13 protein-coding genes and 1 tRNA gene are annotated in these 14,451 nt (G+C 54.9%); 2 read left to right on the top strand and 12 right to left on the bottom strand.

What is annotated here, in order from left to right:
• The 12 genes from IPM58_09810 to alaC form a co-directional block, all read right to left on the bottom strand.
• The gene (locus IPM58_09810; protein ID MBK9307358.1) at positions 1 to 1,470 is read right to left on the bottom strand and encodes a cysteine--tRNA ligase; all 1,470 of its coding nucleotides are present in this window, start codon (positions 1,468 to 1,470) and stop codon (positions 1 to 3) included.
• Between the two features lie 5 nt (positions 1,471 to 1,475).
• A complete protein-coding gene (locus IPM58_09805) occupies positions 1,476 to 2,117 on the bottom strand; it encodes a DedA family protein (GenBank protein MBK9307357.1) in 642 nt (213 codons plus the stop codon).
• Positions 2,114 to 2,926 (bottom strand): 5'/3'-nucleotidase SurE, encoded by an 813-nt coding sequence (gene surE, locus IPM58_09800; GenBank protein MBK9307356.1) that lies wholly within the window; start codon positions 2,924 to 2,926, stop codon positions 2,114 to 2,116. Before surE ends, IPM58_09805 begins: the two co-directional genes overlap by 4 nt.
• Positions 2,927 to 3,028: 102 nt before the next feature.
• Positions 3,029 to 3,105: transfer RNA gene (locus IPM58_09795), tRNA-Pro, on the bottom strand.
• Positions 3,106 to 3,182: 77 nt separating this feature from the next.
• The gene (locus IPM58_09790; GenBank protein MBK9307355.1) at positions 3,183 to 3,530 is read right to left on the bottom strand and encodes a MerR family transcriptional regulator; all 348 of its coding nucleotides are present in this window, start codon (positions 3,528 to 3,530) and stop codon (positions 3,183 to 3,185) included.
• Between the two features lie 42 nt (positions 3,531 to 3,572).
• The gene (locus IPM58_09785; protein ID MBK9307354.1) at positions 3,573 to 3,848 is read right to left on the bottom strand and encodes an integration host factor subunit alpha; all 276 of its coding nucleotides are present in this window, start codon (positions 3,846 to 3,848) and stop codon (positions 3,573 to 3,575) included.
• A 142-nt stretch (positions 3,849 to 3,990) separates the two neighbouring features.
• Positions 3,991 to 5,553, bottom strand: a complete 1,563-nt coding sequence (locus IPM58_09780) for a citramalate synthase (protein ID MBK9307353.1) — start codon at positions 5,551 to 5,553, stop codon at positions 3,991 to 3,993.
• Between the two features lie 228 nt (positions 5,554 to 5,781).
• Positions 5,782 to 7,005, bottom strand: a complete 1,224-nt coding sequence (locus IPM58_09775) for an aspartate kinase (protein ID MBK9307352.1) — start codon at positions 7,003 to 7,005, stop codon at positions 5,782 to 5,784.
• 5 nt (positions 7,006 to 7,010) lie between these two features.
• Entirely contained in the window at positions 7,011 to 8,219 is a 1,209-nt protein-coding gene (locus IPM58_09770; GenBank protein MBK9307351.1) for a phosphoglycerate mutase, read from the bottom strand.
• 21 nt (positions 8,220 to 8,240) lie between these two features.
• Entirely contained in the window at positions 8,241 to 9,299 is a 1,059-nt protein-coding gene (locus IPM58_09765; GenBank protein MBK9307350.1) for a threonine synthase, read from the bottom strand.
• 3 nt (positions 9,300 to 9,302) lie between these two features.
• Positions 9,303 to 10,616, bottom strand: coding sequence for a homoserine dehydrogenase (locus IPM58_09760; protein MBK9307349.1), 1,314 nt, complete (start codon positions 10,614 to 10,616; stop codon positions 9,303 to 9,305).
• Positions 10,613 to 11,809, bottom strand: a complete 1,197-nt coding sequence (alaC, locus tag IPM58_09755; GenBank protein ID MBK9307348.1) for an alanine transaminase — start codon at positions 11,807 to 11,809, stop codon at positions 10,613 to 10,615. Before alaC ends, IPM58_09760 begins: the two co-directional genes overlap by 4 nt.
• 308 nt (positions 11,810 to 12,117) lie before the next feature.
• On the opposite strand from alaC, the gene IPM58_09750 reads away from it, so the two are divergent.
• On the top strand, positions 12,118 to 12,831 hold the full coding sequence (locus tag IPM58_09750) for a pyridoxine 5'-phosphate synthase (protein ID MBK9307347.1): 714 nt from the start codon (positions 12,118 to 12,120) through the stop codon (positions 12,829 to 12,831).
• A gap of 45 nt (positions 12,832 to 12,876) precedes the next feature.
• A complete protein-coding gene (locus tag IPM58_09745) occupies positions 12,877 to 14,442 on the top strand; it encodes an NAD(P)H-hydrate dehydratase (protein ID MBK9307346.1) in 1,566 nt (521 codons plus the stop codon).
• Positions 14,443 to 14,451: the final 9 nt, after the last annotated feature.

Raw genomic sequence — 14,451 nt, 5'->3', positions numbered from 1 at the left:
CTACCGTTTCCACCGGCTGGTGCCATCGGGCTTATCCTCGATTATGATGCCCTGAGCTGCGAGCGAGTTTCTGATCTCGTCAGCCCGTTTGAAGTTTTTCTGACTACGGGCTTCTTTTCGCTCTTCCAGCATTCCCTTAATAATTGTCTCTGTGGGGACAGATTGAACTGTGGCGGTTTCATGGATCTTGATCGGCTGAGAATCTGAAACTGAAGGAGTAAACTGCCAATGGTCTAGTTGAAACAATCCCAGGCAGTTTCCCAGCGACCGAAACGCTTGTCTTGCAATCTTCCTTGCTTCCGTTGAAAGACCCTGCCCCAACAATTTGTTGACTTGGTTCTTCAATTGCTGGAACTCCGCTAATGCCATGGGTGTATTCAGATTATCACCCATGCCCTTCATGAACATGTCTTGCGTCAAGCCAACCGAAGCGCGGAGGCTTTCCTCGGCCTCTTGTGCCCCTGTCCCAGTCTCTTCCAGGCGAGCGAATAAATCATAGAAACCATTCAGAGCGTTTTTGGCCTCTTTCAGAGCTTGGTCTGAGAAATCCAACGGCCCATGGTAGTGAGTGGACAGAAGAAAGTAGCGGAGGATTTCACCAGTAATCGCTTCCGACCATTCTGATTTCTCAAAGATCTCACGGATGGTAAAGAAGTTGCCGAGCGACTTCGACATCTTCTCCTTATTGATCTGGACAAATCCGTTATGCACCCAATATTTGGCAAAGTGCTGGCCAGTCGCACCGCACGACTGAGCGATTTCATTCTCATGGTGAGGAAAGATCAGATCCATCCCGCCACCGTGAATATCAAAGGTTTCACCGAGATGCCGGATCGACATGGCTGAACACTCAATATGCCAGCCAGGACGGCCTGGTCCCCAAGGGCTCTCCCACGCCGGTTCTCCGGGCTTGCTTTTTTTCCAGAGGGCAAAATCCATCGGATGGCGCTTTCGCTCATCGACTTCAACCCGGGCCCCGGCTTGCAGATCTTCAAGCTTGCGTTTGGAGAGAGCGCCGTAGGCTGGATATTGGGCCACGTCAAAATACACGTCGCCTTCGACTTGGTACGCCAACCCTTTGCGGAGCAAAGTCCCGGTCAGTTCGATGATCTCCTCCATGTGTTCCGTCGCCTTGGGTTCGATTGAGGCTGGGCGCACACCAAGCTTTGCCATGTCGTCATGATAGGCTTGGATGAACTTCTGCGTCACCGTCTCACAGGTAACGCCCTGTTCATTGGCCCTCTTGATGATCTTGTCATCCACATCCGTGAAGTTCTTCACAAAGGTGACACTGTAACCACTGTATTCCAAGTAGCGCCTGAGCACGTCGAAGACCAGTGCACTACGGGCATGGCCGATGTGGCAATAGTCGTAGACCGTGACACCGCAGACATACATGCGCACGTGTTTCGGTTCCATCGGCTCGAACACTTCTTGCCGCCCGCTCATCGTATTGAACAGTTTGAGCATAAGACTTACGGCTCTGCGCTCGTTCTGCGTTTGGGCCAATGTGACCACAGGAAATACCCAATGCCTACAGCCAGGACGAGCCCGATGAGGATGTCAAATTGATGAAAGTAATCACGGAGGTGTTCCCATTCTTCTCCCATCCGAAGGCCGATGTATGCCAGGAGATAGCACCAGGGCAAGGCCCCGACAAACGTAAACAGGACGAAGCGCGGGAAATTCATCCTCGCAATGCCGGCCGGGAGTGAGATAAACGTCCGCACGACCGGCAGCATCCTTCCAAAAAACACCGCCGCCTCTCCATATTTGGCGAACCAGCGATCAGCTACATCCAGATCATGCCGTGACACTAAGAAGTACGGTCCATAGCGCTCCGCAAAGGGTCGTCCTCCCCAGACACCCGCATAGTACGCGACAATGGAGCCCAGCACATTCCCAACGGCACCGGCCAGCGTCACCCCCAGCATGGTGAACTCTCCGGTCGTCACGAGATAGCCGGAAAACGGCATGATGATTTCGCTCGGTAGCGGGATACAGGCGCTCTCAACGGCCATCGTGAACAGAATACCGCCGTAGCCGAATCGTGAGATGACGGCGATCACGAAACGGCTGAGTTCGCCAATGATGGTTTCGATGAGTTCGCCGATCATGTCTTTAACCCCTCCGCGCCAACACGTAGTGACCGCATGATGGCTGATTTTCGAACGCCCTGCTTCACCATCGCCTCCCACGGGCGAAACTGATCGAGGATCTCATAATGCGTACTGTCCAGACGGATCGGTGTAATGGAAATACATCCATCTTCGATGGCCTCGTGGTCCGCATTTTTACTGCGGCTCCATGAGACGCGTTTTCCGGCAATCCAATAGTATTTTCGACCGTGAGGATCAAGCTTTTCGATAATTGGATTGTGGAACCGCCTTCGGCTCAGACAGGTGACTCGCACACCTTTGATGCCTGACCGTGGGCGATCAGGAATATTCACATTCAATAGGGTCTCGTCGGGCAGTCCGCTGGCCAGCACCAACCGTGCGACCCGTACAGCAAAAATGACACCCACATCAAAGTGAAATCTATCTGTCCCTTCTTGAGACACCGCGATGGATGGGACACCGAGGATGGCTCCCTCCATGGCTGCCGAAACAGTGCCTGAATACATCACATCATCGCCGAGATTGACCCCCTTATTGATCCCGGAGACTACGAGATCCGGTGCTTTGGGCATAATCTTCAGCAACGCCAAATTCACGCAATCCACTGGGGTCCCATTGACTGCAAAGAATCGTGGCTTAACCTCCTGAACTCTCAGTGGTTTGTGCAAGGTCACAGCATGGGCTACGGCCGTGCGCTCACGATCTGGGGCGATCACCCAGACATCGCCAATTTTAGCCAATCCTTTTGCGAGGGCCAGGATTCCTGGCGAGTGAATCCCATCGTCGTTGGTGACAAGAATGCGCATGATGGAGGTTCAACAAAAAGAGCTGCCTGCAGCAGCTCGGGGATCGGCACTCATTTCGTTACGATCATCGGTGAAGGTCCGGACGTCTGCGACACTGGAAACTGGTCGGGGCGGCGGGATTTGAACCCACGACCACTCGCACCCCAAGCGAGTGCGCTACCGGGCTGCGCTACGCCCCGACATATCCGAAGCTCAATCGAGCTGCTGTTTTATCACCTGCCTGTGAATCGTTCTCGATGAAATGTCCTTGCTATACTCATGCGTGCGAGTCGAGGATCTTGAGAATAATTCGAAGGTCTCCCATCACCTTTTTTGCGATTTCCCTCGGGCGCAGTTTGCGTGAGTTAATCCTCCTGCGACGAACCCAGTATCGTTTCACCCCTTCGATCGTATGTCCTTCTTCATAGAGCATCCGCTTGATTTCTAGGACGGTTTCCACGTCGCGTTGGATATAGAGGCGCTGATTCCCTCGACTCTTTTTTGGTTTTAAAAAGGTGAATTGCGATTCCCAAAAGCGGAGCACGTACGCGGGAAGCTTCGTTAGGTGACTCACCTCACCAATTTTATAGAAAACCTTGCTCCCCAGCCTGGGCTCAGTTCCCATGACCGGCCTCACGGTGCCGTCGACGATGTGGATGAAGTAGCCTTACGAATTGACGTACTTCTTGAACACTTGGCTTGGTCGAAACGTGACGACGCGTCGGGGGGTAATCCCAATTTCTTCTCCAGTTCGAGGATTTCGTCCTTTACGGGCACCCTTACTGCGTACAACAAAATTTCCAAATCCCGCGATTTTGACCGAGTCTCCCTTTTGCAATACAGACTTGAGGAGATTCAAGACAAACTCCACGATATCCGATGCCTCGTTTTTTGAAATACCGACCTGCTTGAAGATTTCCTCAGCGATATCAGCCTTTCGCATGCTCTCCCCCCAACGTGACCGTAACAACTCGCCGCGCTGCTCCGCTTATGAGATCGATTCCCGTCGCGATGAGTTTTGCTTAAGTTACGTGAGGTTATGAAGCCTGTCAAGAATAAATTTGGAGAACTCCTACGAAAATACGCTAATCCGCGGCAAGTAGCTTGTACTCGATACTATCCGCCAGGGCCTGCCATGTCGCCTCCATGATATTTTCCGATACCCCAACCGTACCCCATTTATCCTTGTGATCCCCGGATTCAATCAGGACCCGAACCTTGGATTCCGTCCCTTTATTGGCTGCGAGGACGCGCACCTTATAATCAAGCAGTTTGACTTCTTGTAGCTGTGGATAGAATTTTTCCAGAGCCTTGCGTAAGGCGTGGTCCAGCGCATTCACCGGCCCTGCACCGACGGCTGCCGTATGCTCGACCACCTCACCAACCTTCACCATCACAGTGGCTTCTGAAAGAGGTAGCCCATCTTCTTGTTTTTTCTCGACAATCACACGAAAACCTAGGAGCTGAAACGATGATTTATGACTCCCCATGACCTTGCGCATCAGGAGCTCAAATGAACCTTCGGCCCCCTCGAACTGATAGCCCTGGCTTTCTCGATCTTTCAAGGCATGGATCAGCTCACTGACCTTCGCGTGGCCTTTCGTCAGTTTGATGCCATAGGCGTCAATCTTATCCAGCAGTCCGCTGCGTCCTCCGTAATCGGAGATCAGCATCCGCTGTCGATTGCCGACGCGTGCCGGATCGACATGTTCATAGGTCGCCGGATTTTTCAGCACGGCATGAATGTGGACGCCCCCTTTGTGTGCAAACGCCGAGTCTCCAACGTAGGGTTGGTGTGTATTGGGCATCAGATTCGCGATCTCCGTGACGTATCCGGCCACATCTTTCAAATGGCTCAATCGATCGCTCAAAACACGGCGTTTCATTTTCAATTCTAAATTGGGAATGATCGAACAGAGGTTGGCATTCCCGCAGCGTTCTCCAATCCCATTAATCGTCCCCTGGACTTGACGGATACCGGTTTCAATTGCGACCAGTGAGTTCGCTACGGCCATTTCACAATCGTTATGGGCATGAATGCCGAGCGGGACCGGACAGTCGCGTTGCACCACACTGCAGATTTCACGGATCTCCCATGGCATTGCCCCGCCGTTCGTATCACACAAGATCACCCGCTCAGCCCCAGCCTCCACCGCTTTTCGAATCGTGGTCATCGCATAATCAGGATTGGTCTTATAGCCGTCAAAGAAGTGTTCGGCGTCGTAGAAGACCCGGCGCCCCTTGCTTCGCAGATAGGCAACGGAATCGCCGATCAATTCCAAGTTCTTGGCCAATGAGATACCGAGTGCGTCGGTCACATGCAACGACCAGGTCTTTCCAAAGAGCGTGATGATCGCGGTCTCAGCTGCGAGTAGGCCTTGAAGATTCGGATCCTTACGGACCGTGTTGCTGGCCTTCCGGGTCGACCCAAAGGCGATCACGTTCGCATGCTTCAGCGGGATGGTCTTCATCATCCGGAAGAATTCAATGTCCTTCGGGTTCGCCCCCGGCCACCCGCCCTCGATAAAATGGACACCCAACTCGTCCAGCTTCTGCGCGATCAAGACCTTATCATCTGCCGAGAAACTGACGTCTTCCGCCTGGGCGCCGTCCCGCAAGGTCGTGTCATAGATCTCCAACTCCGTCATTTGTTCCGCCGACGGCCGTCGCGGATGCACGGGCGGATGCTCACGTGAGGCGCGAGAAACGCGAGATTGGTGGGATTTTCTAGTCATGGTGAGAAAGGGTATCAGGAGATGGGCTCGCCTGTCGAGATGGGAGGGCCATCGTTCGTGTGGGTATTCACATCAAATTCATTCCCGTAGAGGAGTATCGTTCAGGGCCGCTGGTTTAATGAGAATGAGGTCAATTGGGTGTTAGGTCTGCCTCTGATCGAGATCGAAGGCCGTATGGAGCGAGCGCATGGCCAGCTCCAAGTACTTCTCCTCGATCACGCAGGAAATTTTGATCTCCGAGGTGCTGATCATCATGATATTGACGCCCTCCCGAGACAGTACTTCGAACATCTTCGCTGCCACCCCAGAGTGCGAGCGCATGCCGACGCCGATAAGCGACACTTTGGCGATGGCTTCGGTGATCGAAACAGACTTGGCCTCGATGTCCTTTGCCACTCGTTGAATGAGTGGCTCAGCTCTCTTCAAATCGGCGCGGGGGACGGTGAAAGAGAGATCGGTCAAGGCCGCTTGACCGATGTTCTGAATGATCATGTCGACATTGATGTGGGCCTCTGCCACGGGACCAAAAATTCGCCCGGCAATACCCGGCTTGTCAGGAACGCCGATGATCGTGATCTTGGCTTGATTACGGTCGCCAGTCACCCCAGCTACCGCCACGGCCTCCATATCCTTATCTTCCTTCGACACGAGCGTTCCCTTCCCTTCTGTGAAGCTGGAATTCACTTCGACCGGCACATTGAACTTGGCGGCAAACTCCACTGATCGGGTTTGAAGCACTTTTGCGCCAAGACTGGCCATCTCCAGCATCTCTTCATAGGCAATCTTGTCGATCCGCTTGGCTGCGGGCACGATGTTGGGGTCCGCAGTATAAACCCCGTCGACATCGGTGAAGATGACGCACCGATTCGCCTTCAAGGCTGCTGCCAGCGCAACGGCGGAAAGATCGGATCCGCCTCGGCCGAGGGTGGTGACATCAGAGCGTTCGTTGATGCCTTGGAATCCGGCCACGATGGGGATGACGCCCTCGTTCAAGGCCTCTTTAATTCGATCAGCCGTGACGCGTGCAATACGAGCTTTGGTATGGGCGCTATCGGTGATGATGCCGACCTGACGGCCTGTGAAGGACCGCGCATTGAGCCCTCGCCCGCGCAACTCCATCGCCAGCAGGGCGATGGTGACTCGCTCGCCCGTCGAGAGCAACATATCCAATTCACGTTCATCTGGAGTCCCGGTTACCTCATGGGCGAGTTTGAGCAGTCGATCCGTTTCGCCGCTCATCGCCGAGAGGACGACGACGACCTGATGCCCTTCACCTTGGGTTCGGGCTATACGGTCGGCTACGCGATGGATGCGCTCGATCGTGCCCACGGAGGTGCCACCGTATTTTTGAACGATCAGCGCCACAATCGTCAGGTTTTTGAGAAGAACTTGTTCGCGAATTTAGTCGCGTCACGAGCAGAGGTGCTGGAGGCACTCGCATCGGCCTCGGTGAAGCGGCGACCGGGAGTCCCGATATCTTTTCCGCCTCCTTCACCGAACGCATAGAATGCCGGCCCCTGAATGCCTGCGCTATGGTCACAGATCACCAGGAAGCGATAGGGTCCTTGCTTGTCCAACCCTTCAACCAAGGGACCGACCAGGTTCCGATCGAACTCTTCTATTCCCAGAACCTTGGCCTTGATGTCGGTGCCATGGATGACTTCGTCCGTCAACTTGGCATGGACATACACAAAATCCTTCTTGGCAAATTCCTCCAAGGCTATAGTCGCCTTGGTCCGAAGATCTCCACCTTCCAGCCGTTCAGGATCCACCGCATCGAGGCCAGCATTGATCCCGAGGCCCCGATGGACGTCGTTGGTGGCCACGACCGAGCCCACGATGTCGTATTGTTCCGCTAGACTCGGCCACATCACGGCCCGTCCTTCACCCCAGAGCCAGAGGCAATTGGCTGGTTTCTTCCCGGCCGCGACCCGTTCATCATTGATCGGATGATCCCGCAAAATGAGATAGGATGCATCCATGAGCTTCCGAAGAATGTCTGCCCCATCTCCAGCCGGGAGCGCATCGGCAATCGGCTTGCCGAGGATCGACTGCGGATCAGTGCAGAGAGCTCTCGGTTTTCCATTCACCCACACCATGACATGACGGTGTCCAGCGCCTGGATAGAACTGGATGGTTTCGGAGCCGAGCTGTTCATTGATCGACTCGAGTAGGTCACGCGCGTCCTCTGTCTCGATCAACCCGGCCGTGGCATCTTCCATAATGACGTGGGGGCCTAATTTTTTGATTTCGCCGCTCTTCCTTCCCTCTGGTGCCAAGGTGACCATCGTGCAGCGATAGACCACGTCCTGTTCCGTCGCAGACACTCCCAAGCTGGCAGCCTCAAGGGGACCAGGGCCGGGGTAAAACTTCTTCGGGTCATAGCCAAGGATCGCGGTGCCGATTAGGCCTCCACCCGGGTGAACACCTTCAGCAGGAATCAGCAGTTGCCCAAGTTCTCCGCACCGTGCCAGACGATCGAGAGAAGGCGTGGCAGCCTCTTGGAGTGGGGTCCGACCTCCTAGTTCTTCTTGCGGGTGATTGGCGATTCCGCCGGCATGCACGATCACATATTTCATGGGGTTTACTCGCCTCTCAGATCAGACTTTCAAAAACCTGGCAACATCCTCGCGGGTCGCCTTGACAGTTTGTGGTGGTTTCGACACGCCGATCGCCGTATCAGCATCCTTCAATCCATGTCCTGTCAAGGTGCAGACGACGGTTTCCCCTTCTTTCAGGGCTTGGTTTCTATGCAGTTTTGCCACCCCGGCAACGGATGCGGCCGACGCCGGTTCGCAAAAGACTCCTTCCGTAGCTGCTACGGTAGTATACGCCTGAAGAATTTCCTCATCCGTCACCAGATCGATCAGGCCGGTGGACTCGTCAACCGCTGCAAGGGCCGAGGACCAACTGGCAGGATTGCCGATTCGAATCGCGGTAGCAACGGTTTGGGGGTGTTCGACGACTTTCCCCAACACGATTGGGGCTGCCCCTGAAGCTTGAAACCCCATCATGCGTGGGACTTGCCTGACCTGGTTCGCCGCACGGTATTCTTTGTACCCTTTCCAATAGGCGGTAATGTTGCCGGCATTCCCGACCGGCAAGACATGAAGGGCCGGAGCTTCGCCGAGTTGGTCGCAGATCTCAAAGGCCGCGGTTTTCTGTCCCTCGATCCTGAACGGGTTCACTGAGTTGACGAGTTCAATGTGGAGCGACGTAGAAAAGTCTTTCACGAGCGCCAGGGCTTGATCAAAATTACCCTCGATTTGAATGACCGTCGCCTGATGCATCATCGCCTGGGAGAGTTTGCCCATCGCGATCTTTCCGGCTGGAATCAAGACATAGACGGACAATCCGGCACGCGCTCCATAGGCGGCGGCTGAGGCTGAAGTATTGCCTGTCGAGGCGCACATCACGGCCCGTGCGCCGGCTTCTACCGCCTTTGAGATGGCCAGCGTCATGCCGCGATCTTTGAATGACCCAGTGGGATTGACTCCTTCAAATTTGAGATAGAGCTCAATTCCCGGGGCGATCGCCTGGGCCAATCTGGTGGCACGAATCAGCGGCGTGTTGCCTTCTCCCAAGCTAATGACCGGGGTCTTCTCGGTCACAGGGAGGAATTTTCGGTATTCCTCTATGATTCCACGCCAGCGATTCATCGATCACTCATCCTTGCCTTCGACCCGAATGAGCATTGTCGGCTCGGAGACGAACGGCTTTCGGTTGATTTCACGAAGGGCGGTTTGCACATCACGTTCTTTCGCGCTGTGTGTCTTGATGACGACCGGGACCGTTTGTCCTTCACAACGTCCTTGTTGCACCATGGACGAAATGCTGATCCCACAGCGTCCCAACTCCCCGGCGATCTGCGCCAACACACTAGGGCGATCCACAACCGTGAACCGCAGATAGTAGAGCGAGCTGATTTCCTCCATCGACCGCACCCGTAGTGGTTTTCGTTGATCCTGCTGGAACGAGGCCACTGGTACCCGACCAATGGCGCCCTTGATCACGTTTCGCGCGATCGCGATGATATCACTCACTACTGCGCTTCCGGTCGGCATGGATCCGGCTCCTCGCCCATAGAGGACGACATCCCCAACCGCGTCACCCACAAGCTGAATGGCATTGTACACATCCTCGACTTGAGCGATCGGTGAGGTGGATGGAAGCATGGTCGGATGAACCCGCGCCTCAATTTCCCCATCCATGAGCTTCGCGATACCGAGCAGCTTGATGGTATACCCGAACTGTTTCGCATAGGCGATGTCGACCGGCGTGATGCTGGTAATGCCTTCGGTATAGACCTCCTTGAAGTCAACCGGCATGCCGTAGGCAAGACAAGCCAGAATGGCAAGCTTGTGGGCCGAATCGATCCCCGCGACGTCAAAGGTTGGGTCAGCCTCAGCATAGCCGGCTCGCTGTGCGTCCTCTAGTACCGTTTGGAAACTGTGTCCTTCATGGGTCATGCGGGACAAAATGTAGTTCGACGTCCCGTTGATGATCCCGTAGATGGACTCAATCCTATTGCCGGCCAACCCCTCCGTCAATGCTCGAATGACAGGAATACCTCCGCCTACACTGGCCTCAAACCCCAACTCCACACCCTTGCTCGTGGCGGCTTGAAAAATGTCCTCTCCATGTTGGGCGAGCAACGCCTTGTTGGCAGTGACGACATGTTTTCCTGCGGCAATCGCATCCAACATGACCCGCTTCGCCGTATCGTATCCACCGATGAGTTCGATCACGATATCGACGTTCGGATCGGTCAACACCTGTTTGGCGTCGGTGGTAAGCACCCCAGGTTTCAGCGTGACACCGCGATCTCTGGCAATGTCGAGGTCCGCCACACGAACCAGTTCGATCGGCACACCCACGCGGCGGGTGATGAGGGCCGCACTGTTCACGAGAATCTTCGCGACTCCGGTCCCGACTGTGCCAAATCCGACGATCCCGACTCCTATGCGCGACTTCACTCGTCACTCCCATCGAGGTTGAGGGCCTTACGGATTCCTCGGACGGCTTGTCTGGTTCGATGCTCATTTTCCACGAGACCAAATCGTACATAATCGTCGCCACCCTCGCCGAATCCGATGCCTGGTGATACGGCTACCTTCGCCTCCTTGAGCAACAATTTTGAAAACTCCAATGATCCCATATGTCGGTAGGGTACGGGGATGGGTGCCCACACAAACATCGTGGCCTGTGGTTTGGTGACGTGCCATCCAATTCGATTGAGTCCACCCACCAGCACATCGCGGCGCTTCTGATACCGCTGCACCGTCTCCTTGACGCAGTCCTGAGGACCGTTCAGCGCGATCACACTCGCGATCTGCAGCGGCTGAAAAATCCCATAATCAAGATAGCTTTTGATCTTTGCCAAGGCCCCGACCACCTCTCGATTGCCCACACAGAACCCGACTCGCCAGCCCGGCATATTGTAGGCTTTGGAAAGTGTATAGAACTCCACGCCACAGTCTTTGGCGCCAGGGACCTGAAGAAAACTGGGAGCCTTGTACCCGTCAAACACCAGATCGGCATAGGCCAGGTCGTGGATGACGATGACGTTATGCTCTTTAGCAAAGGCCACGATCTTCTTGAAAAATTCAAAATCCACCACGGCGGTGGTGGGATTGTGTGGGAAATTGATGACGAGAATTTTTGGCCTCGGAAGAGTCTGTCGATAGACACGGGTCAAGTCTTCGAAAAAGTCGCTGTCCTGGCGGAGTTCGATGCCACGAACTTCTCCACCGGCGATGATGAAACTGTACATATGGATCGGATATGTGGGCGTCGGGGTCAGAACGACATCACCCGGACCAATCGTGGCCAATGCCAGGTGGGCAAGCCCTTCTTTGGATCCAATGGTAACGATAGCTTCCGTCTCTGGATCCAACTCGACATCATAATTTCGCTTATACCAACTACAAATTGCATGGCGCAGCTTCGTAATCCCACGTGACGCCGAATACCGATGATTCTTGCTCTTTCGGGCCGCCTCGATCATCTTCTCCACGATATGGGACGGAGTCGGTTGATCGGGATTACCCATCCCGAAATCGATAATGTCCTCACCGCGTTGCCGTGCTTCAAGCTTCAGGGATTGAACCTGGGCGAAGACATACGGAGGCAGTCGTTTGATCCGATAGAAACCTTCACCCAACCCCATGAACTTCCCTTGACCGTTTCCAGAAAATGTAGCAGCAGGACTCATCGCCCTGAATGAGCGAGGGGACGAGAGGCGCCTATTCTAATTCACGGCTGTGGTCGAGTCAATTTGCGTCATTTTTCTATGCGTCTGACAAGTATCTGGTCAGGTTCTATCAGAGCGACTGCTGAACGACTCGGCAATCCTATCCTTGCCCCCTCTGATTCCTTTCTGCTAGTAATACAAACGGGTGATTTTAGCTTGATCCCCCAAAAGTTCCACCTTCACATTGTCCGATAGGAATTGCGTTTATAGAACAAGGAGGGGTGATGCCTCGGCTTGGTGTGAACGTTGACCATGTTGCGACTTTGAGACAGGCTCGTGGAGGGACCGATCCGGATCCGTTGGCCGCAGCGGTGCTCGTGGAGCTCGCGGGAGCCGACGGGCTGGTCGTGCACTTGCGGGAGGATCGTCGGCATATTCAAGATCGCGATCTTCGTCTTCTACGCGAAGTGACCCGTACCAAGCTTGATCTAGAAATGGCGGCGGACGACGAGATGGTGAAAATCGCACTGAATGTCAGACCGGACCTGGTCACATTGGTACCAGAAAAGCGACAGGAGCTGACCACCGAAGGGGGACTCGATGTCGCCGGACAGCGGGATCGAATTCAACACATCATTTCCGCGTTGCATGGCGGCGGGATTCCGGTCAGCGTCTTTATCGAACCGGATCTCGGTCAAGTGAAAGCGGCTCACAAAATCTCCGCAGATTTTGTGGAGTTGCACACCGGGCGATATGCAAATGCCACACGATCGAAAGAAGCTGATACGGAGTTTGAATCCATCACGCAAGCCGCAAGACTGGCGTACAAGTTAGGGATTGGAGTCAATGCTGGTCACGGACTGGACTACCGTAACGTCAAGCGCTTGACGCATATTGCAGAAATCGTCGAGTACAACATCGGCCATAGTATCATCGCACGGGCCGTCCTTGTGGGTCTCGTTCAGGCTGTTAAAGAAATGAAGGCCCTCTTGAGCTAACTCTGTGAGCCGACGAGTCCGTCGGTTTCTCATCCTCGGTTCGTCATGACCAAAATCGTCACCGCTGCACAGATGCAGGAGCTTGATCGGAGAACGATCACCGAGGCTCGCGTGCCGGCCACGACGTTGATGGAACGAGCCGGAATGGGGATTGTCTCGTCCCTTGAGAAACGGTGGGGATCTGTACGCGGCAAGACGGTGACCATCGTCTGCGGCAAGGGAAATAACGGTGGTGATGGGTTCGTTGCAGCTCGTCTTCTTCGCCGACGTCAGGCGAAGGTGCGTGTCCTCACGCTTGCATCCCCCCGGGAACTCAGCCGTGATGCCGCCACGATGTATAAACAATTTGTTCGCGGAGCAGGCACTGGTTCCGTGTATCCCTACACGTCAAAGGCTCAGGCGCAAACGCTTGTGAACGACAGTGACCTCCTGATTGATGCGCTCCTCGGAACGGGGCTTTCCTCCCCAGTCACTGGGCGTTATGCCGAAGTCATTGACAGTATCAACGACGCCCCTCATCCCGTGGTAGCCGTCGATCTTCCATCGGGGCTCCATGCCGACACCGGAGCCATCCTTGGTCGAACGGTGCGCGCCTCCCTCACGGTCACATTCGGCCTCCCTAAATTGGGGCTCTATCAAGGCCAGGGAATGGATCACGCGGGGGAGATCACGGTTATTGATATCGGTATTCCGCCCGCTTACGTTGACGCTGTGGCCAGTCGTATCGCCTTGATAAACCGAACAGCGGTGCAGGCATTCCTACCCAGTCGACGTCCATCGAGCCATAAAGGAACGTTCGGGCATGCCGGTATCATCGCTGGTTCAGTAGGGAAGACTGGCGCCGCTGCGCTTACCGCGCGAGCCGCACTTCGAGTGGGAACAGGGTTGGTAACGGTCGCAACTCCCTCCAGCGTCAATGATGTACTAGAAGCCAAGCTGCTTGAGGCCATGACCCTCCCCATGCCGGAAACCAAGGCCAGGACGTTGGCAAGGACGGGCTTGGACCGGTTGATCTCGTTCATGTCGGCCAGAACGGCTATAGCGATTGGGCCAGGGCTTTCAACGGCTCCCGAGACAGTCGAGCTCATTCAAGCCCTGACGAAGCATGTTGACCGACCAACGGTGTTTGACGCTGATGCGCTGAACGCCTTGTCTGGACGTATCGGTTTGCTCGCATCCTGCAAAACTCCTCCGATCATCACTCCCCATCCCGGTGAGATGGCACGACTCGAGCCGGAGGCCACGTCTCAAACCGTCAATAATGACCGGCTCGGTATTGCCACACGCTTTGCTCGGGAGCGCGGTTTGTTCGTTGTGTTAAAGGGATCCAGAACGATGGTGGCACGACCGGACGGTGCGGTTGCCATCTGTCCGACCGGAAATCCTGGAATGGCGACAGCGGGAACCGGTGATGTGTTGACGGGTATGATGGTAGGACTTCTTGCACAAGGTTTTCCATCATGGGAGGCCGCTTGCGCCGCGACCTACCTTCATGGATTGGCTGGTGATTTGGCTGCTGCCGACAAGGGACAAGCTGGGATGATCGCGGGAGATCTGGTGGAACAGATTCCCTATGCCTTCAAACTTGTCGGCGAGACCGCGGACAATTGATTCGATTTG

Source organism: Nitrospira sp., assembly GCA_016715825.1.
Classification (GTDB): Bacteria; Nitrospirota; Nitrospiria; order Nitrospirales; family Nitrospiraceae; genus Nitrospira_D.
This window is presented reverse-complemented; position numbering and strand designations above follow the sequence as displayed.